Source organism: Sphingomonas naphthae (assembly GCF_028607085.1).
GTDB lineage: Bacteria > Pseudomonadota > Alphaproteobacteria > Sphingomonadales > Sphingomonadaceae > Sphingomonas_Q > Sphingomonas_Q naphthae.
On sequence record NZ_CP117411.1, the window covers coordinates 1708848 to 1732689 of the forward strand.

Sequence of the window (23842 nt, forward strand, 5' to 3'; positions counted from 1 at the left end):
ACCGGACCGGAGGGGAAGGCCGATGCGGAGATATGCGGCGATCATCGTGATATTGGCGCCGGCGCTGGCGGGATGCGACCGACCGCAGGGCATGGCGCCCGATCCGACGCGGGGGCGGTATGCCGGAGTGGGCATCTATGCGGCCGACAAATTGTGGTCCCATGTCGAGGGCAGCAAGCCGGCCGATCCGGCGATCGCATCGCCGGCCGATGACGAATATATCATCGTCGTGTCCGACACGCAGACGGGCGAGATCCGGCAGTGCGGCAATCACAGCGGCCGCTGCGTCAGCCTCAAGGCTTGGGGGAAAGATGCCGCCAGCAGCCTGCCGGTGCGGATCGACCAGCACCTCGCCGACCTGACCACCGCCGACGCGCTGGCGCCGGAGCGGAAAGCCACGCCGCCGCGCTGATCATCCGCCCGGGTGAAAATGATCGTAGACGGCGCGCGCCATCGCGGCGGAGACGCCGGGCACCTTGGCCAGATCCTCCAGCGCGGCGCCGCGCACCGCCTTGGCGGTGCCGAAGTGCATCAGCAACGCCTTCTTGCGCGCGGGGCCGATGCCGGGGACGTCGTCGAGCGGGCTGGCGGTGAAGGCCTTCGCGCGCTTCGCCCGGTGGGTGCCGATGGCAAAGCGGTGGGCCTCGTCGCGCAGGCGCTGGAGGAAGAACAATACGGGCGAGTTGAGCGGGAGCATGGATTCGCGGCCGTCGGGCAGATGGAAATGCTCGCGCCCGGCGTTGCGGTCCGGCCCCTTGGAGATGCCGACGATCGGCACATCGTGGACGCCCAGTTCCTCCATCACCTTGTAGACGGCCGAGACCTGCCCCTTGCCGCCGTCGATCAGCAGGAGATCAGGCCATTCGCCGCTGGCGCGATCGGGGTCTTCGGCCTCCAGCCGGGTGAAGCGGCGTTCCAGCACCTCGCGCATCATCGCGAAATCGTCGCCGGGGGCGACGTTGGCGCCCTTGATGTTGAACTTACGATAGGCGCTCTTGCGATAGCCCTCCGGCCCGGCGACGATCATCGCGCCGACCATGTTGGTGCCCATGATGTGGCTGTTGTCATAGACCTCGATGCGGTTCGGCACCGCGTCCAGCTCGAACAGGTCGGCCACCTCCTGCAAGAGCTTGCCCTGCGTGGTGGATTCGGCCAACCGCCGGTCGAGCGCCTCGACGGCGTTACGTGTCGCCTGCGCCAGCAGGCGGCGCTGGTCGCCTCGCTGCGGCACGCGCAACTCCACCTTGCGCCCCGCCTTCTCGGCCAGCGCCTCGGCGACGAGCCCTTCCTCGTCCAGCGTGCGATCGAGCAGGATCAGCTTCGCGGGCGGCACCTCCTCGTAGAATTGCATGAGGAAGCTGGTCAGCACCTCCACCTCGGGCACGTCGGCGGTGTGCTGGGGGAAGAAGCTGCGGTGGCCCCAATTCTGCCCGCCCCGAATGAAGAAGGCCTGGATGCACATCGAGCCCGACTTGCACGCCATGGCGAACACGTCGGCATCGCCCACGCCCTCGGCGTTGATCGCCTGGCTGCCCTGGATGTAGGTGAGCGCCTTCAGCCGATCGCGCAGCACGGCGGCCAGCTCGAAGTCCATCGCCTCGGCCGCCGCGCTCATCTGCTCGCCCAGCCGGCGCTGGACCTGTGTGGACTTGCCCTGGAGGAACGCCTTGGCGTCGGCCACCAGATCGCCATAGGCCGCCGCGTCGATCCGGTCGACGCACGGCGCGGAGCAGCGCTTGATCTGATAGAGCAGGCACGGCCGCGATCGATTGGCGAAGAAACTGTCGGTGCAGGATCGCAGCAGGAACAGTTTCTGGAGCGCCGTCAGCGTCTTGCGGACGGCGCCGGCCCCCGCGAACGGCCCGTAATATTGCCCCTTGGCCCGCCGCGCGCCGCGATGGAGCTGCGCACGCGGGAAGGCATGATCCTCGCGCAGCAGGATGAAGGGAAAGCTCTTATCGTCGCGCAGCAGGACGTTGTAGGGCGGGCGGAAGCGCTTGATGAGCTGCGCCTCGAGCAGCAGCGCCTCGGCCTCGGTATTGGTCGTCACGATCGTCATGCCGCGCGTCTGGCTCACCATCCGCTGGAGCCGGCGTGGCAGTCGGGTGACCTGCGTATAGTTCGTCACCCGCGCCTTCAGCGCTCGCGCCTTGCCGACGTAGAGCGCGTCGCCCTTGGCATCGAGCATCCGGTACACGCCGGGCCGTGCCGGCAGGGTCGCCAGCACGTTGCGGATCGCGGCGACCCCCGCCTCCAGATCGGGCGCGTCGGAACCGCGCACGGTATAGGTGGCGTTTTCTTCGTTGAAACGGTCGGTCGTCTTGCTCACCCCCGCGATCTAGTGCGGGTAAGCGGGAAAATCACCCGTGGTGATATCGGCGGACGGGCGAGAGCGGGGATAAATCCGGCGATCCGTGCCGATACGCGCCGGTTGCGAACGGCGGCCGCCCTCGCCTGTCGTCTTGCGGCATAGCACCCGCCCGCCCCCTCATGGGCGGCACGGGTGCGGTTTGCGTCCGCTTACTGGGTGCCTTCGGCGTACCAGGTGCGGAATTCGGGGTATTTCGGCATCTCTTCCGAATTGGCCTTCGGATCGATCACGACGTGGACAACGCCAACCTTGCCGCTGGCATAGGCGCGTTCGATGGCGGGTTTGATGTCCTCCACCTTCGTCACATATTCGCCGTGGCAGCCGAAACCCTCGGCGACCTTGTCGAAGCGGACGTCCTTGCTCCAGTGGACGCCGGTTTCCTCGGTGCCCTGGCCGAAGGTGCGCTTGTAGACGCCGACTTCGAGGCCCCACTGATTGTCGACGCCGACGACGCACACGAGCGGCAGGTTGCAGCGCGCCGCCGTCTCCAGCTCGGCGATGTGGAACATGAAGGAGGAATCGCTGGTGATGAGCATGCCCGGCCGCGACTTGCCCGTCGCCGCCTTGTCCGCCAGCATCGCGCCGGTCGCATAGGGAAGCCCCGTGCCGATGTGTCCGAAATTCTGGTTCCAGATCACGTCGTGCGGCTTCGACTGCGAATAGGTCCACTGATAGACCACGGTGGCGCCGCCGTCGCGGATCAGGATGCCGTCCTTGGGGAAGGCCTCGCTCGCCTCGACCACGAAGCGCGACGGGTGGATCGGCAGATTGCCATGCCCGTCGCTCTTGGTGCGCGATTCCACCGCCAGATCGTCAAGCTCGGCCTGACCGTCGCGCATGAAGGCGGCGAGGCCGGGCGCGGGCTCGAGCGGCGTATCCTTCAGCGCGGCGACGAGCTGCGGCACGACGCCGCGCAGATCGCCGACCAGCGGCACGTCGATCGGGCGGTTGACGCCGATCGCGGTGGGATCCTGCTCGACATAGATCCACTTGCGGATCGCCTCGTTCTTCACCCAATAGCGCCAGCGGCCATAGTGGACCGGCTCGCCCAGTTCGGTGCCGAGCGCGAGGCATAGATCGGATTCGGTGACGGCCTCGATCGAAGCGTTGGAGAAGACGTACTGGAAGGTGCGATCCTCGATGCCCTTGATGTACGACGTGCCGCCCGAGGTCTGGATGACCGGGCAGTTCATCAGCAGCGCCAGCTCCTTCACCGCCTCGCCCATGCGCGTCGTGTGGACGCCGTGGCCGACGAGCAGGATCGGGTTCTTGGCGGCGCGGATCAGCGCGACCGCTTCGGCGACCCGATCGATGTCGGCGCCCTGGTTGACCAGCCGGTAGCGCGACGGCGGCAGCGGCTCGGGCAGGTCCAGCTCTTCGGTGATGATGTGGCTGGGATATTCGATGTAGACCGGGCCGGGGGTGCCGCCGAGCGCCTTGCGGATGCCCTCGCGGATGATCTCGTCGGTCTGGTCGGCATATTCGATCGAGGCGGAATATTTCACCGAATTCTCGAACAAAGGCATCTGCTTGACGAACTGGATGCGGCCGCGACGGACGCGCTGCTCGGTCACGCGGGCGCGCTGGCCGCTGAGGTAGATGACCGGCGAATTCTCCACCAGCGCGCACTGGATGGCGGGCGCCGAATTGGCGATGCCCGGCCCGAGCGTGCCGATCGCGACCGAGGGCTTGCCGGTGATGCGCGAGGCGGCCTCCGCCATGAAGCCGGCGGCCGCCTCATGGTGCGGCGCCACGACCGTCCAGCCGCGACGCTCGGCGGCGAGGAACATGTGGACGAAGTTCGGATCGGGGATGCCGAACAGCGTGTTGATGCCCTCGGCCTCGAACAGCTGAAGAATACGCTCGTAAACGGGTACTGGCATGGTCACTCCTCCCGGTGGGGTGATGGCGCCGGGGCGCCAGGATTGTTGATCGCGATCAGAATTCGGCGCCCAGCGACACGCCGGAGGCGCGGTGGATCATCTGGAAAATGTCACTCATCGGATCATCCCCCGAACGGCGCCGCTCCTGTCGACCGGCTATGTCCACCCAAACGCCCGGCGACGTTCTTTTTACTGAGGAGTAAGATAGCGACCGGCCAGCAACTTCGGCTTGATCTTTTTTGACAAAACCGGGGTTCGGCGGGGCCGGGGCGCAATAACGCCCCGGCGATTCCGTCAGCTTTCCGCCGCTGCCGCCGCGATGCCGGCGCGGGCGATGGCGAAGCTCTGCTGGAGATGCTCGATATAGCCGGTGGTCGCCGGAAAGGCCCATTGCGGCCCGGCGGTGCGGATCGCCTCGACCTGATCGGCCACTTCGTCGATCGTCCAGCTCGGCTGGAACACGCCCTCATTCTCCACGATCCGCGCCCGCGCGACCCGCCCGCCGATCGCGGAGAACATCTCGCCCGACACGGGGCAGCTTTCGTGCGCCAGCCAGCCGACGACGGGCGCCACCAGTTCCGGCCCCATGGGCGGATATTGCGAGATGTCGAGCCCGTCGGCCATGCGCGTCACGGCGCCCGGCAGGATGATGTTGGACTTCACATCATGCTCGGCGCCCTCGATCGCCACGACATTGTTGAGGCCGATCATCGCCGCCTTCGACATGCCGTAATTCACCACGTTGCGCGTGCCGTAGATGCCGCCGATCGACGAGGTGAGGATGATCCGCCCGTAGCCGGCCCCGGTCATCAGCGGAAAGGCCGGCCGCACCACATGGAAGGCGCCGAGCAGGTGGACATCCACCACCGCGCGGAAATCCTCGTAGCTGATCGTGTCGAGCGATCCGTAGCGCACGTTGCCGGCGTTGTGGATCAGGATGTCGATCCGGCCATAATGGTCGATCGCCGACTGGATGATCGCCTGCCCGCCCTCCGGCGTGGCGACGCTGTCGGTGTTGGCGACCGCCTGGCCGCCGGCCGCCTCGATCTCGGCGACGAGTTGCGCGGCGACCGACGTGTCGGCGCCCTCCCCCGCGATCGCCACGCCCGGATCGTTGACGACGATCTTCGCGCCCTTCGACGCCAGCAGCAGCGCATAGGCCCGGCCGAGCCCCCGCCCGCCCCCGGTGATGACCGCGACGCGATCGTCGAACCTGCGTTCCGCCATGCCTCTTTTCCTCTCGTTCAGACCGGTTGCCAGATCGGCGCGCCCCGCTCGGCGCGCAGCGACGGAATGGTTCGCCCGTCCACGTCGGTGACGCCGTAGTCGGCGGCCAGTTCGGCATTGATGAAGGTGCCGCCCGATCGCGCAATGACCTTCGGATCGCAGGCCAGCGCCGCGATGACGCGACCGGGAAATTCGACCGACGTGCCCGCTGCGCTGTTCAGCTGGGATGCCATGCCCGGCACGGTGCGCAGATTATCCTGCGCCCGCTCCGTGTAGGTAAAGCCCTGCCACAGCGAGAGGGAGGCGACGCCGTGCGGCTTCAACTCGATCGCCAGATCGCGCGCCATCCGGTCGGTCGCGGCCTTGGCGACACCGAAGATGGTATCGTAGGTATAGGTGACGCCGACATAGCCCGACAGCGCGACGATCAGCCCCGATCGCTGCGGCACCATGATCCGCGCGGCATGCCAGGCTGCGACGAATGCCGCGCGCACGCCAATGTCGAAGATCTCCCAATTGGAGAGCGGCTTTTCCCAGAAGCCGATCCGCTGCGTCATCTCGGGCGGGATGGCCATGGCGTTGTTGACGAGAATGTCGAGCCGCACCTGATCGGCGCGTATCCGATCGAACAACGCACCGATCTGCGCGTCGTCGCCATGATCGACCTGGACCGCGATCCCCTGCCCGCCGCGCCGATCCACCTCGGCTGCCGTCGCGCCGACGCTGCCGCCCAGCGGATTTCCGTCACCGATGGTGCGGCCGGTGACGTAGACGGTGGCGCCCTCGTCGGCGAGCGCCAGGGCGATGCCCCGGCCGATGCCGCGGCTCGCCCCGGTGACGACCGCCACCTTGCCTCTCAGAGCATCCGCCATCGCCTAGACCTGCGGCACGTTGCGGGAACGGACGTTGCGCAGGGGACGCAGATAGGATGCGTCCTCCCGGCTGCGCGCGGCGATGCCGTTGGCGTGGATGTCGGGCAGCGCGTTGAGCGGATTGTCGAGCGCCGGCACGATGCTCGACCATTCGATCAGATTGTTGCGGACCAGCAGCTTCCACTGCCCATCCCTTTTCTCGAACCGGTCGAGGTAGCGCCCGCCCGCCAGGATGTTGGTCTGGTCGCGGTTGGCGGCGGCGTAGAGATAATAGGTCTCGCCATGCGCGGTATCGCCCTCGATCTCGCAATGGTGGTTCAGGATGTTGTGGAAGGTCGCGCTGTGCGCCTGTTCCTGCAACGCCGAGGCCCAGTCGAACAGCTCTACCGGGCTGCCGACGAACGGCCCCGCCGCGATGATCGCATCCGCGTGGAAGGCGGAGAGGAACAGGTCGCGGTCGGCGCGGTCGGTGGCGCGGCTCATGCGGGTCAGGCAATCGAGGATGTCCTGCCGATCGAGCAGGGCCTGCATCCGCGCGGCGAGGGCCTCGTCCATGGTCAGGCTCGGCCGATCGGCTGCCAGATCGGCGACCCGCGCTTGTCGCGCAGCGAGGGGATCGTCCGCCCGTCGACATCGGTGATGCCATAATCCCGCGCCACCTCGGCGGTGATGAAGCTGCCGCCCGATCGCGCCATCACGTCGGGATCGGCGGCCAGCGCGGCGATCACCCGGCCGGGATGTTCGGGCGTACTGCCGTCCGTCAGCGTGGTCGCCGGCGCGTCCTTGAGGTGGGGGATATTGGCGAGATTGTGCCTGGCCCGCTCGGTCAGGGTCAGCCCCTGCCACAACGAGAGCGAGGCGATGTGATGAGGCTGAAGCTCGATCGCCATGTCGCGCGCCATGCGATCGACCGCCGACTTGGCCGTGCCGAACAGGGTGCCGTAGGTGAAGGCGACGCCGGTGTAGCCCGAGATCGCAACGATCAGCCCGGATTTCCGCGGCACCATGATCTTCGCGGCATGCCACGCCGCGACATAATTGGACCGCACGCCCACCTCGAACATCTGGAGGTTCGACAGCGGCTTTTCCCAGAAGGGCGATGTGTCGGTCAGATCCTCGGGCAGCGCGAAGGCGTTGTTTACGAGGATGTCGAGCCGGCCCTGTTCCGCCCGCACCCGATCGAACAGCGCGGCCACCGCCTCATCGTCGGCATGGTCGAGCCCGACCGAGATGCCCATGCCGCCGCGCCGGGTGACTTCCTCGGCGGTCTCGCCGACGGTGCCGGGCAGCGGGTAGCTGCCCTGCTCCACCGTCCGCCCGGTGACGTAGACGGTGGCCCCCTGCTCGCCCAGCACCAGCGCGATGCCCTTGCCGATCCCCCGGCTGGCGCCGGTGACGACCGCGACCTTTCCGTCCAATGCGCCCATCGCCTTACGCGTCGCCACGGGCGGGCGGGGTCAATTCCAGCCCCCGGAGATCGCCTGCGTCGCGCCATGCCTGCAACAGCGCCTCGAAAGCATGCCAGCCCGGCCCATAGGGCTCACCGGCATAGGATTTGGGTTTCTCCGAATTCTCGCCGTTGAAATAGCTCGGCGTGCATTCGCTCAGGAATTGCGAGGCATCGACCGCCGTTTCGCGGATATGCGCCACCCAGGCCGACTCCTCGTCGGCACTCGGCTCGACCGCCACCGCGCCGCGTTCCATCGCCTGCCGGATGATGTAGGCGATGTGGTAATCGTGACGGCTCATTTGTTCGGTGGTGCTGGAATTGAGCGCGCTCTGGACATAGCCGGTGAAGAACATGTTCGGGAAACCGCGCGTCATCATCCCGTGCAGGGAGGTGAAGCCGTCGCGCCAATGATCGTAGAGCGACACGCCGTCGCGGCCGACGATCTCGGCGATGCCCCAGCGGCGATCCAGGCTGCTGCTGGCTTCAAAGCCGCTGGCGAAGATCAGGCAGTCGATCGGATATTCGGTGCCGTTGGCGACGAAACCCTGTTCGGTCAGCCGCTCGACGCCCCGCGTCGCCGCGACGTCGATCAGCGTGACGTTCGGCCGGTTGAAGGTCGGGTAGAAGGCATCGTTGGAAGCCGGCCGCTTGCACAGGAAGCGATACCAGGGCTTCAGGGATTCGGCCGTTGCCGGATCATCGACCAGTTCGTCGACCCGCGCGCGAAGCCGTTCCATCACGCGATAATCGACAACTTCGCGCCGGGCATAATAATCGCCGATGGCGATGTCCGGCCAGCCCTCCGCCGCCAGTTCGGCCGACATGTTGCGGCTGATCTCGGTCCAGATGTCGCAGATCAGATCGGGCTCGCCCGGCCGGAACCGCTCCATCGCCGCGCGATGGAAATTCTCCTGCCGCGCCTTCTGCCAGCCGGGCTCCAGCGTCTTGACCCATTCCGGGTCGGTCGGCGGATTGACCCGCTTGTCGACCGTGGAGGGTGTCCGCTGGATCACATAAAGCTGCGCGGCATGGCGGCCGAGGAAGGGCACCGCCTGCACGGCCGTCGCACCCGTACCGATGATCGCCACCCTCTTGTCGGCCAGCTTTTCCAGCGCCGGATCTTCGGGCGTGCCGCCGGTATAGTCATAGTCCCAACGGCCGGTGTGGAAGATCTTGCCCTTGAAATCCGCGATGCCGGGCACGCCGGGCAGCTTGGGGATGTTGAGCAGCCCGTTGGCCATGATGACGAAGCGCGCGCGGATGTCGTCGCCGCGATCGGTCGTGACGTGCCACCGCTGGATCGCGTCATCCCAGCGCAGGCCGGTGACGCGCGTATGGAACAGCGCATTTTCGCCCAGCCCGAAACGGTCGGCGATGGTGTTCATGTAGGCGCGGATCTCATAGCCGTCGGCGAATTTCTTCGACGGCATGAAGCCGGTCTCTTCGAGCAGGGGCAGGTAGCAATAAGCGTCATTGTCGCAGGACAGGCCCGGATAGCGGTTCCAGTACCAGACGCCGCCGAAGCCGCCGGCATGATCGATCACCCGGAAGGTGGAGACGCCCCGCTGCCCGAGGTGATAGGCGGCCAGCACCCCCGTCCAGCCGCCACCCAATATGGCGACGTCGAGATCCTCCTCGATCGGCAGGCGGGCGACCACCGGGCTGTGGGGGTCGGCCTCGTAGATTTCCTCGAAATCACCCGTGGCGCGAACATATTGATCGGTCGTCGCGCGATTCACCCGTTTGTCGCGCTCGAGGCGGTAACGCGCGCGCAGCGCATCGATGTCGAAGCTGTCGGCGGGCGGCGTGTCGGTCGGCTGGCAGGTCATGGCTGTTCCCTCACCGGGCGGCGGAGAAGAAGGCGGCGCTGTGGTCGCCCACCGCGCGGCCGGCGAAATGCGGTGCGCTGAAGGGCAGGCCCATCACGCCGTGCGACCAGTCGATCGCGTCACCCCAATCCTGATACCAATCGTAGAGCATGGTCCGCGCGGCGATGCGCCACAGGCCGTCCCGCCTGGTCAGCACGTCGAGATAGCGCCCGCCGATGCAGGTATCCCGCTCGCCCGCGCCCATATCGACCCGATGGTAGGAGACGACGTGGGTCTCGACCCGCGCGGCATCACCGTCGATCTCGATCACGCTCTGGCCGAGGACATGCTGGGTGTTGGTGATCGCGTCCGCACCCGGATAGACCCAGGCGAAATAGTCGTCGAAGCTGCCCGCGAAGACACCATAATCGGTCGTGGCGTCGGGCCAGTAGGCGCTACGGATCAGATCCGGGTCGCGCCGATCCTCCCCTCTCGCCAGCCGGGCGATACAGTCGCGAATCCGGTCGCGCTGCACCAGCGCCTGCAAACCCTCGATGTCGGCGTCCATCTCGCTCCCGCCCCCAATGCCGGCCCCGATCATCGTCGGGGCGCTGTTTCCCCGAGTCCCTACCCACTGACCAACCACGCCGCTTGACCGATTCTGACAAACGGCGAGGCTTCCGGGCGATGTGATGCGCGGCCGATCAGGGTCGCGATGGAGGAGCGGGACATGGGCAAGGCGGCAGTAAGGGATAAGCCGGCGCCGCAGCCGGACGTGTTCGATGTCGTCCATGCCCACACGCTGCGGGTCTATCCCGATCTCGTCCGGCAATTGGGCGGCGACCCGGCCGAGCTTGTCGCGCAGGCGGGGATGGACGCCGATCGCCTCGACGAATTCAGCGTCGCGGCCAATTATCGCGAGATGGTGCGGCTGACCGACCTGACCGCCGTCGCGCTGCGCTGCCCCGATTTCGGCCTGCGGCTGGCGGCGTTGCAGGGCGGCGCGATCTTCGGGCCGCTCGGCCGGGTGATGCGCAACTCCGCCACCTTCGGCGAGGCGATGGAATATGTCTGCGACCACACCTATGCCCACAGCCTGGCCGCGCGCATCTGGATCGAGCGCGACGAGGCCGAGGAGGAGACGTTCGTCGGCCACGACATCCTGCTCGACCGGATCGGCAACAAGAGCCAGCTCGTCGAGCAATTGATGCTCGTCGGTCATCTGGCGGCGGGGCAGATGACCGGCGGCTATGCCCGCGCCCGGCGTGTCCATTTCCGCCATCAGCCGAACGCCTCGATCGGCATCTACCGCCGCCATTTCGATTGCGACGTCCTGTTCGATCAGCCCGAGGACGGCATCGTCTTCTACGAACGCGACATGGCCCGCCCCATTCTGGAGCCGGACCCGCTCAGCCTGCGCGTCGCCACCGACCGGATCGAGACGGAATTCACCCAGCAGCGCGCGCCCTTCGAGGTGCAGGCGCGCGGCGTCATCATGAAGCTGCTCGGAACGGATGCCTGCACCCACGAACGGGTCGCCGCCGTCCTGGCGATCAACCCCTGGACGCTCCACCGCCGGCTGACCGCCGAGGGCAGTTCCTTCCAGAAGATCAAGGACGAGGTCCGCCGCGACCTGATGCTCTATTACCTCCAGAAGACCGACATGGGCTTCTGCCGCATCTCCGAAAAACTCGGCTTCTCCGAACAATCGGTGATGACCCGCCGCTGCCACACATGGTTCGGCGGATCACCCAGCCGGGTGCGATCGCAGGCACGGGAACTGGCGAACGCCTGACAGACCGAGCGCCAGTTCGACACCGTTCGTCCCGAGCGCAGTCGAGGGACGTTCCCCAAACGACACCGCGTGCCTCCGTGCCTCGACTTCGCTCGACACGAACGGTTGAACTTTCTGGCAAGAAACCGGGCCTGGGGTGCTGATCGCGGCGTGAGCCGTCAGCCGATCAGAAAATGCTCCATCGCCGCACTCTCGACGAACGGCCCCATCAGCGCGCGCAACTCGCCGGCCGGCGGCGTTTCCTTATAGGCGCCGTGCGCGTCCATGTCGGCCCATTCGACCAGCAGTATGAATTTGCGCGGATTCTCCACGCCGCGCCCGAAATCGATCGCGCCGACCCCCGCGACGCTGGCGAGAATCTCGACGCCGCGCCCGCGGACCGCCTGCTCGAACGCCTCCGCCTGCCCGTCCTTCACCACCAGTTCGGACCGCTCCATGAGCTTCGCCATCGCCTCATCCTCCCGTTGATCGCGGGCATATGAGCCGCAGGCGTGAGGTGATGGCCAGAGCGGCGGGGCAAACATCGGCGGGACGATGGCGGCGATCAGAAGCCCGACGACCGCAGCAGTGCGGCGAGGTGCGAGTCATCGGCATCGTAGAGGCCGAGCATCGCCACATAAGGATCGCCGGTCAGTCCCAGCGCGGCGGCGAAGGCCGGTTCGGTCTTCTCGCCGGTATGGCGCCGGTCGCGAATGGCGGTGCGGAAGCGCGGCGGCGCGAGATCGAGCAACCGCCGCTCCACCACGAAATGCCGCCAGCCCGCCTGCCGCTCGACGGGTTCGCCGACCGCGAAAATCTCGAACGGCCATCCGTCGCGCCGGAAGCGGGCAACGATCGCGTGCGGCACGACCGTCCATTGATGGATCGCGAAATCCGCTTCGTCGCGCCAGCCCGCCCATAGCCGGTCGGCGAAGGCGGCCAGATCGGTCGCGTGGCACAGAATGTCGATATCGCTGTCCGCCCGATCCAAGCCGATCGGCAGGGTGCCGGCGACATGCGGGTCGAAATCCGCAAGCCGCGCGAGCAGCCCGATCGCATCGAGCGCCTGCCGCCACGCGGGCCGGGCATCGGTGGGCGTTACAGGATTGCCAGCCACCCGCTCAGCATCGCCGGGGCGATCGGGATAATCAACCGCCCGCCAACACCGACAAAGACCACGATAATGCATTGTGCAGCATCATCGTCGAAGTAGAAGCCGATCCGATACGTTCGGTCGATGGGTGAGGACAGGCATGAGCAACGATTTTTCCGCATGGGCCGGTCGCAGCGAGCAGGCCATCGACACGCTCGAACCCGCCCGCTCCAACGCCCTGAACGCCGCGACCGGCGATCTTGCGGTCGGCGCCGCCGGCGATCCGCTCCCCCTCCTCCACCATTGGCTCTATTTCTGGGATGTCCGCCCGCCCGAGGGGCTCGGGATCGATGGCCACCCCGCGCGCGGCGGTTTCCTGCCACCGGTGCCGCTGCCCCGCCGCATGTGGGCCGGCGGTCGCCTGAAATTCCTCCAGCCGCTCCTCCTCGGCGAGCAGGTCGCGCGCACATCGACCATCCTCAAGGTCGAGGCCAAAAGCGGCAAGACCGGCGATCTCGTCTTCGTCACCGTCCGCCACGAACTGACCGGCGGCGCCGGCCTCGCGATCGTCGAGGAACAGGATATCGTCTATCGCGGCGCGGCGGCGCCCGGCTCGATCGCCCCAACCGCCACCGGCATCGCCCCCGGCGCGGCGAGCTGGCGGCAGGATGTGCTACCCGATACGATTCTGCTGTTCCGCTACTCGGCGCTCACGATGAACGGCCACCGCATCCATTACGACCGCCCCTATGCGATCGACGAGGAAGCCTATCCCGCTCTGGTCGTCCACGGCCCGTTGCAGGCGACCTTGCTGGCGGCGCTGGCCACGAAGAACGTCGCCGCACCCGTCACCGGCTTCGATTTCCGCGGCCAGTCGCCCGCCTTCGACGGCGTTCCGCTGCACGTCTGCGGCGGACCGACCGAAGACGGCGCGAGCCTCTGGACCGAACAGGGCGGCACCAGGAACATGGTCGCCACGATCCGCTGCGGGGCCGCCGCTTGAGCGCCCTGCCCCGCAGCTGGCTCTTCACCCCCGGCTCGCGGCCCGATCGCTTCGCCAAGGCGGCGGCGACAGGCGCGGACGCGTTGATCCTCGATCTGGAGGATGCCGTCGCCGAGGATCGCAAGGTCGAGGCGCGGGGCCATGTGATCGCCTTCCTCGACAGCGCGCCCGCCATCGCCCAGGCCATCGCCGTGCGGATCAACCCGCTCGGCCGCGCGGTCGGGCTGGAGGATCTCGCCGCGCTGGCCCGACTATCCCGCGCGCCGGACTATATCCTCGTTCCCAAGGCCGAGGAGCCCGCCGAACTGGCGCTGGTCGCGCGGGTGCTGGACGATGCCGGCTCGACCGCGCGGATCGCCGCGCTGGTCGAATCCGCGCGCGGCATCGCCAACGCCCCCGCCCTCGCCCGCGCTACGCCGCGCCTTGCCGCGATGCTGTTCGGCGCGGCGGATTATGCGGCGGACCTCGGCCAGCAGGTCGGCAGCTTCCAGCCCGATTTCGCCCGCGCCGCGCTCGTCAACGCCGCCGCCGGCGGGGGCGTGATCGCGATCGATTCGCCCTTCTTCGCGATCGATCGGCCCGACGATCTCGCCGCCGAATGCGGCAAGGTCCGCGCGCTCGGCTATCAGGGCAAGGCCGCGACCCACCCCGCCCAGCTCGATCCGATCAACGCCGCCTTCGCGCCCACCGCAGACGAACAGGCCCTCGCCCGCCGCATCCTCGCGGCGGCGCCCGATGGGGTCGGCGTGCTGGACGGCAAGATGATCGACATCGCCATGGTCCGCTGGGCGCGCCGCATCGCCTGAGCCGGCTCAGCCCGGCACATAGCCCTGATGAACCAGCGGCAGGCCCGGTCGCGGCCAGTCCACCGCCACCAGCATCCCATATCCCGAGAGGGTGATATAGGCCGTCCGCATGTCCGGCCCGCCGAAGCAGATGTTGGTGCAATAAGGCTCGGGTGCCTCGTGAAATTCGATCAGGCCACCCTCCGGCGAGAACACGCTGATCCCGCCATGGACGAGGCTGGCGACGCAGATATTGCCGTTCGCCTCGACCGCCATGGAATCGAACCGCTGATAGCCCTGCGATCCGCCGACGAAGCGGCCGCCGTGCGGGCTCGGCCAGGCTTCCTTGGCCAGTTCGCCCCGGCCCGTGATCGGCCACGCCCACAGCCGCCCCGTCTCGGTTTCCGAAGCGTAGAGCGTCCGCCCGTCGGGCGAGAGGCCGCAGCCGTTGGGGGTGATGACCGGAAAGGCCGCCTCGCGGATGAAGCTGCCGTCGAGCGCGGCATAGTAAAGCGCGCCGCGATCCATCAGCCGGTCATAGCTCTTGCCATGATCGGTGAACCAGAAGCCGCCCTTGCCATCGAACACGATGTCGTTGGGCCCCATGATCGGGTTGCCGTCGCATTCGGTGTAGAGCGTTTCCACCGCGCCGGTCACCAGATCGACCCGCTGGATGCTGCCGCCGGTATAGCGATCGGCGCGGCCGTGCGGGCGGGAGAAGCCGTCGTCATGGTGGATCCAGTTGAACCCGCCATTGTTGCAGACATAGCATAGGCCATCCGGCCCGATCGCGGCGCCGTTCGGCCCGCCACCCAGTTCGGCCGCCACCGCCTTCGTGCCGTCGCGCAGCACGCGGATCAGCCGCCCGCCCTCGATCTCGACCACCAGCACCGATCCGTCGGCCATGGCGATCGGGCCTTCGGGGAATTTCAGGCCGCGCGTGATCTCGCGATAGTCGAGTTTCATGGCCTCACGCCTTTCCGATCAGTTCGATGATCGCGGGGAAATATTTCGCGCCGATCCCCTGTTCGACCGCGGCCCGATAATATTCGCCCGCCAGCTTCGACATGCGCGCGTCGACGCCGGTGCCCTCGGCCATCTCGATCGCATAGCCCAGATCCTTGAGGACATAGGGCGAGGGGAAGGCCTTCTCCGGGAAGTCGCGCGGCAGCATCGCCTTCATCCCGTGATTGCGCAGCGCGAAGCTGTCGGCCGAGCTGATCGCCAGCACGTCGAGCAAGGTCGCCGGCGGCACCCCGGCACGCTCGGACACGACCATCATCTCGGCCAGCGCCGCGACATGCTCGAACAGCAGGCTGTTGTTGACGAGCTTCACCACCTGCCCGCAGCCGACTTCGCCGCAGCGGGTCACGTCGGTCCCCATGTAGCGCAGCACCGGCTCGATCCGCGCGAACAGCGCCTCGCTGGCCCCCACCATGATGCTGAGCGTGCCGGCGTCCGCCGCCGCCCGCGCCCGCGCGACGGGCGCGTCGGCGAAGGCGATGCCCTTGTCCGCCAGCGCCGCATGCACCGCGCGCGCCTCGTCCACGCCGGTCGTGCTGAGATCGACGACGATCGCGCCCGGCCGGGCCTGCGCGGCGATCTCCTCGCACACCGCCGCCACCTGCTTGCCGCCGGGCAGCGAGAGCAGGACGATGTCCGCCTTCGCCCCGATCTCAGGGACCGAGGCCGCCGCCACCGCGCCCGCCGCGACGGTCGCCGCCAGTGCCTCGGGGTTCATGTCATAGGCAAGGACCGTGCCGCCATGCTTGGCCGCGACGTTGCGCGACATGCCGCCGCCCATCGCGCCCAGGCCGATGAAGCCGATCGTGGGAAGGGGATGGCTCATGGCCGCCTCAATCCATCAACATGCCGCCGTTGATGTCGAGCGTGGTCCCGGTGATCCAGTTCGACTGCGGCGAGCAAAGGAAGAGAATGCCCTGGGCGATATCCTCGGGCTGACCATAGCGGCCGAGCGGGACATTGCCGTTGGGCGAGGGTGGCGCGCGATCGGTACAGGCCTCCCACATCGGCGTCTCGACCGGGCCGGGGGCGACGATATTGGCGTAGACGCCCTTGGAAGCGCCCGATTTCGCCACCCATTTCATGATACCATGCACCGCCGACTTGGCCGCGACATAGGCCGGGCCGGACTGGACCCCGCCGATCTTGGCCGCGATCGATCCCAGCGCGACGATCTTGCCATAGGCCTGCTCCACCATCAGCGGATAGATTTTCCGCAGGGGGTTCACGACGCCCATCACATTGATCTTGTAGATGCGATCCCATTCGCCATCGCTCGCCACGTCGAGCGACTGGTTGGAGATGGCGCCCGCGCACAGCACCAGCGAGTCGATCCGGCCATGCTTCGCCAGCACAGCCGCAACGACGCTTTCGGTCGCCTCCATGCTGGTCACGTCATAGCGGTGATAATCGACCTTCGCTTCGCCCGCGAAGGGATTGGCCTCGACCAGATCGGTCGCGATCACGGTGGCGCCGGCGGCGAGGAAGCTGCGGACGATCTCGCTGCCGATGCCGCCCGCCGCGCCGGTGACAAAGGCGATCTGCCCGTCGAGCCGGGGCGGGGCACTGATCGGAATATTGACCACGAAACTGTTCCTCTCTCTCTCCACCCCGCGCCCTCATGGAGCACAGGGTCCGTTCAGTAGATCACGCCGTCGTCCTGCAGGTTCTGCCGCTCGCGATCGGTCATTTCCAGCAGCTCGCCGAACACATGATCCTCATGCTCGCCCAGCTTCGGCGTACCACGCGCGATGCCGATCTCGGGGCCTTTCGACAGCATCATCGGCACGCCGACGGCGGCGCGCTCCTTGCCGTCGGGCTCGGCCACGTCGACGATCGCGCGGCGGGCGCGCAGATGCGGGTCGGCGGCGATCTCGGGCGTCGTCCACGAGGCGTGGGCGGCGATGCCGGCGGCCTGCAAGGTCTCGGCCGCCAGATCGGCCGGCAGGGTCGCGCTCCACACCGCCACCACCTCGTCGATCGCGGCGCGGTTGGCGTGGCGCGCGACGGCGGTGGCGAAGCGCGGATCGTCGGCCAGTTCGGGCGCATGCATGATCCCGGCCATCGCCCGCCATTCCGCATCGCTGCCCAGCGCGATCGACAGCCAGCGATCCTGCCCCTCGGCCGGGTAGACACCGTGCGGCGCCATGCGTGGATGATCGTTGCCGGTGCGGTGCAGTTCGCTGCCCGCCGCCGCCAGCAAAAGCGCCTCGCCGAGCAGCGACGACGACACCTCGCGCGCCGAGACGTCGACCAGCCCGCCCTGCCCGGTCGCGCGCCGCCGGTGCAGCGCCGCCATCACCGCGACCGCCGCGTTCATGCCGACGGTATGGTCCATCACATGGCGCATCTCGATCGGCGGGCCATCGGCATAGCCGCTCATCTCGCCCAGCCCGCCCCACGCGCCGAACAGGGGCGCATAGCCAGCGAAATGCGAATCCGGCCCGCTCTGCCCCGACGAGGACACGCACAGCATCACGATATCGGGCTTCACCGCCGCCAGCGCGGCATAGCCGAGCCCCAGGCGCCCGATCACCCCCGGACGAAAGCTCTCCGCCGCCACGTCGGAAATGCCGACCAGCCGTTTGGCGAGCGCGATGCCCTCGGGCTTCTTGAGGTTGATCCGCACCGACAATTTGGTCGAGGCGACCTGATCGAAGGTCGCGGGCCCCATGCGGCCATAGACCGGATGCGGCTTGCGGAAGGCATCGGGCCGCATCGCGCTCTCGATCTTGATGACCTCCGCGCCGAGCTGCGACAGCAGATGGGTGCAGAACGGCCCGGCATTGTGGACCGTGAAATCGGCGATGCGGATACCGGCCAAGGGCTTCGCCATGTCAGCCCCCCACCCGGGCGCGGCGATATTCGCCGAGCGCCGGAGGACCGCCGTTCAGCACGAGCGGCCCGCCATCGAAATGGAAGGGCGACACCAGCATGTCGAGCGTGCCGGCGCCGTCGATCGCGACCGGCTGGAACAGGCCGCGCACCGCCTCGTGCGGATCGCGCACCACTTCGGCCGGCGTGTAATATTTGGCGAGCGGGACGCTCAGCGCCTGCCCGTCGCGCACGATATCCTCCACCTTGCGGACCTTGGCCCAGGCGCGGATATGCCCGTTGATCTCCGGCCCGCGCCGGCTGCGCTCCAGCGAATCCGCCAGTGCCGGATCGAGCGCCCAGGCCGGCTCGCCCAGCAGCTTGACCAGACCGTCCCACTGGCGCTGCTCCAGGGTCAGCAACTCCACATAGCCGTCGGCGCAGGGCAGCACCCCGCCATAGCGGAACGAGCGTTCGATGCGATGCTCGACCGATCCGTCGCCCAGCCGCTGGATGGCGAAGGCGCCCACCGCCAGCGCGGCATCCTGCGACGCGACATCGACATATTGCCCGCCCAATTCCGGCCGCACCCACAGCGCCGACAATGCCCCCAGCGCCGCCGCGATGCCCCCCTGCATCGAGGCGAAATGGCCGAAGATCTTGACCGGCGGCCGTTCCGGGAAAAGCTCGATCGACAGGCCGTTGGGCAGCAGATTGCCCTCGCCCGAGGCGTGCTGGAGGTTGATCTCCTCCGCCTTCCAGTCCGCCTTCGGCCCGCTCGCCCCGAACGGCAGCAGCGATACGTGGATGAGATCGGGATGGCGCGCCGCCACGCCCGCCTCGTCCAGCCCCAGTGCCTCGCGATCGGCCAGCGGCGTATCGTCGATGAAGATGTCGCTCTCGCTCAGCAGCGCCGCCGCCCCGGCCCGGCCCCCGGCCGTGTCGAGATCGGCGACGATGCTGCGCGCGCCGGCCGTGAGATAGGCGAACAGCGCGCTCACGCCGTCCGTCTTCTCCAGAAATGGCGCCTCACGCCGCAGCGGCGATCCGGCGGGGCCTTCGAGCAGGATCGTCTCTGCGCCCATCGTGCCGAGCATCCGCCCCGCATAGGCGGCCGCCACGCCCGCAGCGCGCACGACCACCCGCAGGCCCGTCAAGGGTGCGTTCGCCATCCCCCTGCCCCGCCGGCCTCGCCTCAGCGCACCACGGGCAGGTCGAGGTCGAGGTTCGATCCGTCGACGAACACCTTGATGTTCGGATCGAGCGACGGGAGCACGACAGTCGCCAGACCCGGCGTGGTCAGCTCGCCGCGCTGGTTCTCGCCGGTGATCTCGATATCGACCAGCGCGTGGCCATCCTTCACATATTTGCGCGTCACCTTACCGCGCGCCCAGGTGCAGTCGCCCATCGTGTTGAAGCGGCTCATGCGGGTGCGGATGCGCTTCAGGAAGCCCGCGTCGCCCATCCAGTTGGTGATGAAGCTCGCCATCCACGCCGAACGCTGGGGGCCGTAATCATACACGCCCGGAACGCCCACTTCCTTGGCGGTGGATTCGCGGTGATGGCCGATGCCGGTATATTCGATGCCGCCGCCGGCCTCCGGGTTGCGGAAGAAGTGGCCGGGGTGCTTGACGGCATTCTTGAAGATCACGCCATGGGTATGGCCCCGGCCGCAGCCGACGAGGAAGCCCATCGTGTCCATCAGGCTCAGCGGCCCGCGCACGATCTCGGGCAGGATTTCGCCTTCCTGCACCTCTTCCCAATAGCGGACCGTGCCGCCGCGCATGTTCTTCTCCTCGTCGAGGATGGCGGCGTCGATCTTCGCGAATTCGTCTGCGGTATATTCGTGCGTCTTGATGTCGGCATATTTGCCGGCCTCGCGCGCGGCCTTGCGCTCGTGGCGGGTGCAGGTGCCGAGCGCGCGGGCGACCAGCTCGCCGCGCTGGTTGTAATAGCTCGCCTCGACATATTGCAGCACGAGCGTGCCCGAGAACTGACTCTCCTTCACGTCCACGCCGACGACGCGCTCGATCGCGCTGATGCGATCGCCGGGGCGGACGTGGCGATACATCTCCCAATCGTTGCCGGCATAGAAGCCGTGGACGCCCGGCAGGCCCCAGCGCGTGCGGCCGACCCAGCCGAAAGCCATTGGGAAGTTCGGGTGCGCCAGCATCGATCCGTGGCGCGTCAGCCGGCCCACCTCCAGATCGCGATACAGCGGGTTCAGATCGCCGATGCCGTTGCAGAAATTGCGGATCGTGTCCTCGGTGGCGTCCTGGAGATAGGGGCCTTCGGGGCGCAGCTGCATCCCGATCATATTCTCGGCCGCCTTGATCGCCTCCGGCGTGATCTTGCCCTCGGCCGGCGCCGACCCAACGTCCTGTTCGGAAATGCTCATCTCATACTCCCCATGCGGCGCGACCGCATCGCGCCTGGCTGTCCCTCGATCGCCGGATGGCCGGCATCGCCCGTGACCGGGCTGTCGCTGCGCTCGTGACGAGCACCGCCGGCGTGGCGGACGGCGAACCGCCCACCCCTCGCTCTCCTTGTGATGGATAATGCATTATCGTGAGAGCCGGTCAATCGGAGCGGCGCGCGCATCGCCGGGGCGATTGGTGGGGTCGGTAAAACTTTAGCTCGTCACCCCGGCCTCGTGCCGGGGTCCACCGCGAAACAGGCGCAGCGTATCAAACGCGGCGATACCGCGCGTCCTGAGGTGGATCCCGGCGCATGGTCGGGATGACGGTACGATAAGGTGTCGCCCCTCAGGCGGCGAAATCGAACTCGGCGCTGTTCACGATCTTCGCAAACCGGCCGAGGCAGGCGATCGCATGCATATGCTCGTCCGGCGTCACGCCCGCGCAGCAATCCTCGAGGATGATGCATTCGTAATCGCGGTCATGCGCCTCGCGCGCGCCCGAATGGACCACGCCGTTGGTCGAAACGCCCGACAGGATCACCCGCTCGATCCCGTTGACGCGCAGGATCGGCTCCAGCGACGTGCCGTAGAACGGGCTGACGCGATGCTTGACGATGTCGAAGTCGCCCTCCTCCGGGGCGATCGAGGCATGAACTTCGGTGCCCCAGGTGCCGAGCTTGAAGATGCCGTTGTTCCGCGCGCCCGAGAAGATCGGCGAGGCGGGCGGGCATTCGCGATAGTCGGATGAGAAGCCGACGCGGACGTAGCCGATCCTCACCCCCGCCGCGCGGGCCGCCGCGATCGCCTTAGCGGTGTTCGGGAGCACGTTGCGCTCCCTGACCTGAACCCCATAGGTCTTGGCGTTGAAGCCGTTTTCGTCGACCAGGTCGTTCATCATGTCCATGGCGAGGAACAGGGATTTCTTCATGGGCTTGAACTCTCCATCAGATGTTTGGCCGAAAATTTCGCGGGCGGCTCGCCGGGGTCGGCGGCCTGCACCGAGGCGCGCAATTCCATCCAGCCGGCCTCGATATGCTGGCGGGTCGCCAGCATCACCGCCGCCACGTCCGACGCGATGAACGCGCGGAGCAATTCCTCATGCTCCTCCGCCGCCCGGCTCACCCGGCCCTTGAGGCGGTTGATGAGGTCGAACGGATAGCGCGCCCACAATATCTGCACGAAATGCAGCGTCTGCGGCATGCGCGCGATCTCGTACATGCGGTGGTGGAAACGGTAGTTGGCCGCCCGCGCCGTCTCGTTGTCGCCCGCGTCGAAGGCATGTTCGAACTCGGCGGCCAGCACGCGCAATTCCTCGATATCCTTGCCCGTCGCCCGCTCGACCGATCCGCGCACCAGTTGCGTCTCGAGCAGGATGCGCAGGTTCAGCGTCTCGCTGGAGGCGCTGATGTCGAACGGCGCCACGGTCGCCCCGCGATAGGAATCGCCGGTCACATAGCCTTCGGCCACCAGCAGCTTCAGCGCCTCGCGAACCGGCGTGATGCTCGTCTGGAGGAGCGTGGCGATCTCCTGCTGTTTCAGGCGGGTGCCGCGCGGAAAGCGCCCGGCGATGATGCCCTCGCGAAGATAATCGGCGACCTGCTCTTCCTTCGTCCGATAGTCCATGGTGCACTAGCCTTCTGTGGATCGTCAGCGCGCCACTCTAGCCGATAAATGCCTTGCCGCTCAGCCTTTCTGCCGCACCGGCGCCCAGGCGAAATCGCCCGGCTCCGCCTGCTTCACCGCCCGGCTCGCCAACATCGCGTCGCGCGCCGCCGCGTCGTAGCCGAGGCTTTCCAGCACCTCGACGCTATGCTCGCCCAGCTCCGGCGGGGGCAGGCCGGGCACCACGTCGGTCGTCGCCGCCCCGGGAAATTCCGGCACCTCGAAGCGCAGCCCCCGGAAATCCAGATCGCGCAGCTTGCCCGGCTGGCGCGCCTGCGGCACGTCGAGCACGCGCTCCAGCGGCATCACCTCGTTGAAGCCGACACCCCCGGCGCGCAGCTTCGCCTCGGCCTCGGCATAGCTCAACGCGCCGATCGCCGCCCGCACCGCCGCCTCGACCCGGAGGCGCTGCTTCTTGCGATCGCGCAGCTTCGCCAGATCGGGATCGTCCGCCTCGGCCATGGCGAGCGAGCGCGTCAGCCTCGCCCAATGCGCGTCGGTCAGCACCAGCAGATAGAGCCAGCGGCCGTCCCGCGTTTCATAGGCGCCATAGCCCGGCATCGCGAACTCGCCCCCGGCCTCCTTCTCGGGCCGGCCGAGCAATTGCGTCTTGAGCTGCACCCCCGCCAGATCGCGCGCGGCCAGATGCAGCCCCGTCTCGTACAGCCCGATCTCGATCCGCCGGTCGGCCGGGGTCGGCTCCGGGTTGAGCATCGTCGCGAGGATGCGGATCACCGAATAGGTGCCGGCGAACTGGTCGTGATAGGATGGCCCCAGCCGGCTCGGCCGCCCGTCGATGCGGTGATCGTCCATCACCCCGGTCGAGGCTTCCGCCACCGGATTGGTCGCCAGATCCTCGGCCAGCGGCCCGGCGGCATAGCCGCGCACATGGCAATAGATGATCGCCGGGTTGAGCGCCGCGATATCGTCCGCCGATACCTTCAGCTTGCGCGCCGATCCCGGCGCCAGATTGTGGATGAACACGTGGGCCGTCGCGATCAGCCGGGCGAACGCCTCGGCGCCCTCGGGCGAGGCCAGATCGATCGCGACGCTCTTCTTGCCATGGCTGTAGGCGATCAGGGTGCCACTCGGGCCGCCACGCACCAGCGCCCGCGTCGTGTCCCCGGTCAGCGGCTCCACCTTGATGACCTCCGCGCCCAGCTGCGACAGGATATGCGTCGCGAAGGGTGCCGCGACCATCGTGCCGAGTTCCACCACGCGCCGGCCGGAAAGAGACTGGTGATCCAAAATGCGCCCTTCGATGCTGTGCCGATAATGCATTATATATATCGCATCCGATCTTGGCAATCGGCGCAGCGGACAGGCAGGCGATCGGGTATCAAGCATCGCCATGGCGCGAAAACGGCGATACCTCACGGCCACCCTGCCCGATGGCTACGTCAAGACGATCGGCCCCACGGCCGATCCCTTCACCCATTATTGGCGGATCGTCGCCACACTCGCCGACGGCAAGACCGAGGTGTTCTGGGGCCATGCCAAATCGCTGGCCGAAGCGCGCAAGACCCGTGTCTCGGTCGTCGAGGCCGCCCGCAAGCGCGGCTGGGCGAATTACACGATCGATATCGTCGAACTGGTCGAAACCGCGCCCTGACCCGCTATAATGGACAAGCGCCGCGCCGCTGCTATGGCGCCGCCTT

At 67.5% G+C, this 23842-nt stretch carries 24 protein-coding genes; 5 read left to right on the plus strand and 19 right to left on the minus strand.

The genetic code is table 11. The features are described 5' to 3' along the window. Nucleotides 1-22: 22 nt before the first annotated feature. Nucleotides 23-412, plus strand: coding sequence for a hypothetical protein (locus PQ455_RS08105; protein ID WP_273690774.1), 390 nt, complete (start codon nucleotides 23-25; stop codon nucleotides 410-412). Here PQ455_RS08105 and uvrC read toward each other — a convergent pair whose 3' ends face one another. The 8 genes from uvrC to PQ455_RS08145 form a co-directional block, all read right to left on the minus strand. Next, nucleotides 413-2329 (minus strand): excinuclease ABC subunit UvrC, encoded by a 1917-nt coding sequence (gene uvrC, locus PQ455_RS08110; protein WP_273690775.1) that lies wholly within the window; start codon nucleotides 2327-2329, stop codon nucleotides 413-415. A gap of 191 nt (nucleotides 2330-2520) precedes the next feature. Next, the gene (locus PQ455_RS08115) at nucleotides 2521-4254 is read right to left on the minus strand and encodes a thiamine pyrophosphate-binding protein (protein ID WP_273690777.1); all 1734 of its coding nucleotides are present in this window, start codon (nucleotides 4252-4254) and stop codon (nucleotides 2521-2523) included. Nucleotides 4255-4548: 294 nt separating this feature from the next. After that, complete coding sequence (locus PQ455_RS08120) at nucleotides 4549-5481, minus strand: SDR family NAD(P)-dependent oxidoreductase (protein WP_273690778.1); 933 nt, start codon at nucleotides 5479-5481, stop codon at nucleotides 4549-4551. Between the two features lie 17 nt (nucleotides 5482-5498). Beyond that, on the minus strand, nucleotides 5499-6353 hold the full coding sequence (locus PQ455_RS08125) for an SDR family NAD(P)-dependent oxidoreductase (RefSeq protein ID WP_273690779.1): 855 nt from the start codon (nucleotides 6351-6353) through the stop codon (nucleotides 5499-5501). Between the two features lie 3 nt (nucleotides 6354-6356). Further along, entirely contained in the window at nucleotides 6357-6908 is a 552-nt protein-coding gene (locus PQ455_RS08130; protein WP_273690780.1) for a nuclear transport factor 2 family protein, read from the minus strand. 2 nt (nucleotides 6909-6910) lie between these two features. Next, nucleotides 6911-7780, minus strand: a complete 870-nt coding sequence (locus tag PQ455_RS08135; protein WP_273690781.1) for an SDR family NAD(P)-dependent oxidoreductase — start codon at nucleotides 7778-7780, stop codon at nucleotides 6911-6913. A 4-nt stretch (nucleotides 7781-7784) separates the two neighbouring features. Beyond that, entirely contained in the window at nucleotides 7785-9632 is a 1848-nt protein-coding gene (locus PQ455_RS08140; RefSeq protein WP_273690782.1) for a flavin-containing monooxygenase, read from the minus strand. Between the two features lie 10 nt (nucleotides 9633-9642). Continuing rightward, nucleotides 9643-10179, minus strand: a complete 537-nt coding sequence (locus PQ455_RS08145) for a nuclear transport factor 2 family protein (protein WP_273690784.1) — start codon at nucleotides 10177-10179, stop codon at nucleotides 9643-9645. 162 nt (nucleotides 10180-10341) lie between these two features. Between PQ455_RS08145 and PQ455_RS08150 the strand changes: the two genes are divergently transcribed. After that, the gene (locus PQ455_RS08150; protein ID WP_273690787.1) at nucleotides 10342-11406 is read left to right on the plus strand and encodes an AraC family transcriptional regulator; all 1065 of its coding nucleotides are present in this window, start codon (nucleotides 10342-10344) and stop codon (nucleotides 11404-11406) included. Nucleotides 11407-11564: 158 nt separating this feature from the next. On the opposite strand, the gene PQ455_RS08155 is transcribed toward PQ455_RS08150, so the two are convergent. Both PQ455_RS08155 and PQ455_RS08160 read right to left on the minus strand, forming a co-directional pair. Further along, nucleotides 11565-11855, minus strand: a complete 291-nt coding sequence (locus tag PQ455_RS08155) for a putative quinol monooxygenase (RefSeq protein WP_273690788.1) — start codon at nucleotides 11853-11855, stop codon at nucleotides 11565-11567. A gap of 95 nt (nucleotides 11856-11950) precedes the next feature. Continuing rightward, nucleotides 11951-12502, minus strand: coding sequence for a DUF4269 domain-containing protein (locus tag PQ455_RS08160; RefSeq protein ID WP_273690791.1), 552 nt, complete (start codon nucleotides 12500-12502; stop codon nucleotides 11951-11953). A 136-nt stretch (nucleotides 12503-12638) separates the two neighbouring features. Between PQ455_RS08160 and PQ455_RS08165 the strand changes: the two genes are divergently transcribed. Beyond that, nucleotides 12639-13481, plus strand: a complete 843-nt coding sequence (locus tag PQ455_RS08165) for an HTD2 family dehydratase (RefSeq protein ID WP_273690794.1) — start codon at nucleotides 12639-12641, stop codon at nucleotides 13479-13481. Further along, a complete protein-coding gene (locus PQ455_RS08170) occupies nucleotides 13478-14287 on the plus strand; it encodes an aldolase/citrate lyase family protein (protein WP_273690796.1) in 810 nt (269 codons plus the stop codon). The genes PQ455_RS08165 and PQ455_RS08170 overlap by 4 nt, the downstream gene beginning before the upstream one ends. Before the next feature lie 6 nt (nucleotides 14288-14293). Here the strand turns inward: PQ455_RS08170 and PQ455_RS08175 are convergent, their stop codons facing one another. The 9 genes from PQ455_RS08175 to PQ455_RS08215 all read right to left on the minus strand — a co-directional run bounded on the left by PQ455_RS08175 (nucleotide 14294) and on the right by PQ455_RS08215 (nucleotide 23432). Further along, a complete protein-coding gene (locus PQ455_RS08175) occupies nucleotides 14294-15232 on the minus strand; it encodes an SMP-30/gluconolactonase/LRE family protein (RefSeq protein WP_273690799.1) in 939 nt (312 codons plus the stop codon). Nucleotides 15233-15236: 4 nt separating this feature from the next. Continuing rightward, entirely contained in the window at nucleotides 15237-16115 is an 879-nt protein-coding gene (locus PQ455_RS08180; RefSeq protein WP_273690800.1) for an NAD(P)-dependent oxidoreductase, read from the minus strand. Between the two features lie 7 nt (nucleotides 16116-16122). After that, nucleotides 16123-16899: an SDR family NAD(P)-dependent oxidoreductase gene (locus tag PQ455_RS08185; RefSeq protein WP_273690801.1), complete on the minus strand. Its 777-nt coding sequence runs from the start codon at nucleotides 16897-16899 to the stop codon at nucleotides 16123-16125. A 29-nt stretch (nucleotides 16900-16928) separates the two neighbouring features. Next, entirely contained in the window at nucleotides 16929-18125 is a 1197-nt protein-coding gene (locus PQ455_RS08190; protein WP_273690802.1) for a CaiB/BaiF CoA transferase family protein, read from the minus strand. Nucleotide 18126: 1 nt separating this feature from the next. Next, the gene (locus tag PQ455_RS08195; RefSeq protein WP_273690804.1) at nucleotides 18127-19275 is read right to left on the minus strand and encodes a CoA transferase; all 1149 of its coding nucleotides are present in this window, start codon (nucleotides 19273-19275) and stop codon (nucleotides 18127-18129) included. A gap of 23 nt (nucleotides 19276-19298) precedes the next feature. Next, nucleotides 19299-20501, minus strand: a complete 1203-nt coding sequence (locus PQ455_RS08200) for an FAS1-like dehydratase domain-containing protein (protein WP_273690806.1) — start codon at nucleotides 20499-20501, stop codon at nucleotides 19299-19301. A 367-nt stretch (nucleotides 20502-20868) separates the two neighbouring features. Continuing rightward, nucleotides 20869-21450, minus strand: coding sequence for a cysteine hydrolase family protein (locus tag PQ455_RS08205; protein ID WP_273690808.1), 582 nt, complete (start codon nucleotides 21448-21450; stop codon nucleotides 20869-20871). Further along, a complete protein-coding gene (locus PQ455_RS08210) occupies nucleotides 21447-22145 on the minus strand; it encodes a GntR family transcriptional regulator (protein ID WP_273690810.1) in 699 nt (232 codons plus the stop codon). The genes PQ455_RS08205 and PQ455_RS08210 overlap by 4 nt, the downstream gene beginning before the upstream one ends. Before the next feature lie 60 nt (nucleotides 22146-22205). After that, a complete protein-coding gene (locus PQ455_RS08215; protein WP_273690812.1) occupies nucleotides 22206-23432 on the minus strand; it encodes a CaiB/BaiF CoA transferase family protein in 1227 nt (408 codons plus the stop codon). A gap of 103 nt (nucleotides 23433-23535) precedes the next feature. On the opposite strand from PQ455_RS08215, the gene PQ455_RS08220 reads away from it, so the two are divergent. Further along, entirely contained in the window at nucleotides 23536-23796 is a 261-nt protein-coding gene (locus PQ455_RS08220; protein ID WP_273690814.1) for a hypothetical protein, read from the plus strand. Nucleotides 23797-23842: the final 46 nt, after the last annotated feature.

Coding starts and splice junctions, on each gene's coding strand:
- PQ455_RS08130 (WP_273690780.1), bottom strand. CDS start 6,908: ATGGACGAGGCCCTCGCCGCGCGGATGCAGGCCCTGCTCGATCGGCAG.
- PQ455_RS08205 (WP_273690808.1), bottom strand. CDS start 21,450: ATGAAGAAATCCCTGTTCCTCGCCATGGACATGATGAACGACCTGGTC.
- PQ455_RS08190 (WP_273690802.1), bottom strand. CDS start 18,125: ATGGCGAAGCCCTTGGCCGGTATCCGCATCGCCGATTTCACGGTCCAC.
- PQ455_RS08125 (WP_273690779.1), bottom strand. CDS start 6,353: ATGGCGGATGCTCTGAGAGGCAAGGTGGCGGTCGTCACCGGGGCGAGC.
- PQ455_RS08210 (WP_273690810.1), bottom strand. CDS start 22,145: ATGGACTATCGGACGAAGGAAGAGCAGGTCGCCGATTATCTTCGCGAG.
- PQ455_RS08220 (WP_273690814.1), top strand. CDS start 23,536: ATGGCGCGAAAACGGCGATACCTCACGGCCACCCTGCCCGATGGCTAC.
- PQ455_RS08150 (WP_273690787.1), top strand. CDS start 10,342: ATGGGCAAGGCGGCAGTAAGGGATAAGCCGGCGCCGCAGCCGGACGTG.
- PQ455_RS08155 (WP_273690788.1), bottom strand. CDS start 11,855: ATGGCGAAGCTCATGGAGCGGTCCGAACTGGTGGTGAAGGACGGGCAG.
- PQ455_RS08200 (WP_273690806.1), bottom strand. CDS start 20,501: ATGAGCATTTCCGAACAGGACGTTGGGTCGGCGCCGGCCGAGGGCAAG.
- PQ455_RS08105 (WP_273690774.1), top strand. CDS start 23: ATGCGGAGATATGCGGCGATCATCGTGATATTGGCGCCGGCGCTGGCG.
- PQ455_RS08115 (WP_273690777.1), bottom strand. CDS start 4,254: ATGCCAGTACCCGTTTACGAGCGTATTCTTCAGCTGTTCGAGGCCGAG.
- PQ455_RS08120 (WP_273690778.1), bottom strand. CDS start 5,481: ATGGCGGAACGCAGGTTCGACGATCGCGTCGCGGTCATCACCGGGGGC.
- PQ455_RS08165 (WP_273690794.1), top strand. CDS start 12,639: ATGAGCAACGATTTTTCCGCATGGGCCGGTCGCAGCGAGCAGGCCATC.
- PQ455_RS08140 (WP_273690782.1), bottom strand. CDS start 9,632: ATGACCTGCCAGCCGACCGACACGCCGCCCGCCGACAGCTTCGACATC.
- PQ455_RS08145 (WP_273690784.1), bottom strand. CDS start 10,179: ATGGACGCCGACATCGAGGGTTTGCAGGCGCTGGTGCAGCGCGACCGG.
- PQ455_RS08180 (WP_273690800.1), bottom strand. CDS start 16,115: ATGAGCCATCCCCTTCCCACGATCGGCTTCATCGGCCTGGGCGCGATG.
- PQ455_RS08175 (WP_273690799.1), bottom strand. CDS start 15,232: ATGAAACTCGACTATCGCGAGATCACGCGCGGCCTGAAATTCCCCGAA.
- PQ455_RS08195 (WP_273690804.1), bottom strand. CDS start 19,275: ATGGCGAACGCACCCTTGACGGGCCTGCGGGTGGTCGTGCGCGCTGCG.
- PQ455_RS08135 (WP_273690781.1), bottom strand. CDS start 7,780: ATGGGCGCATTGGACGGAAAGGTCGCGGTCGTCACCGGCGCCAGCCGG.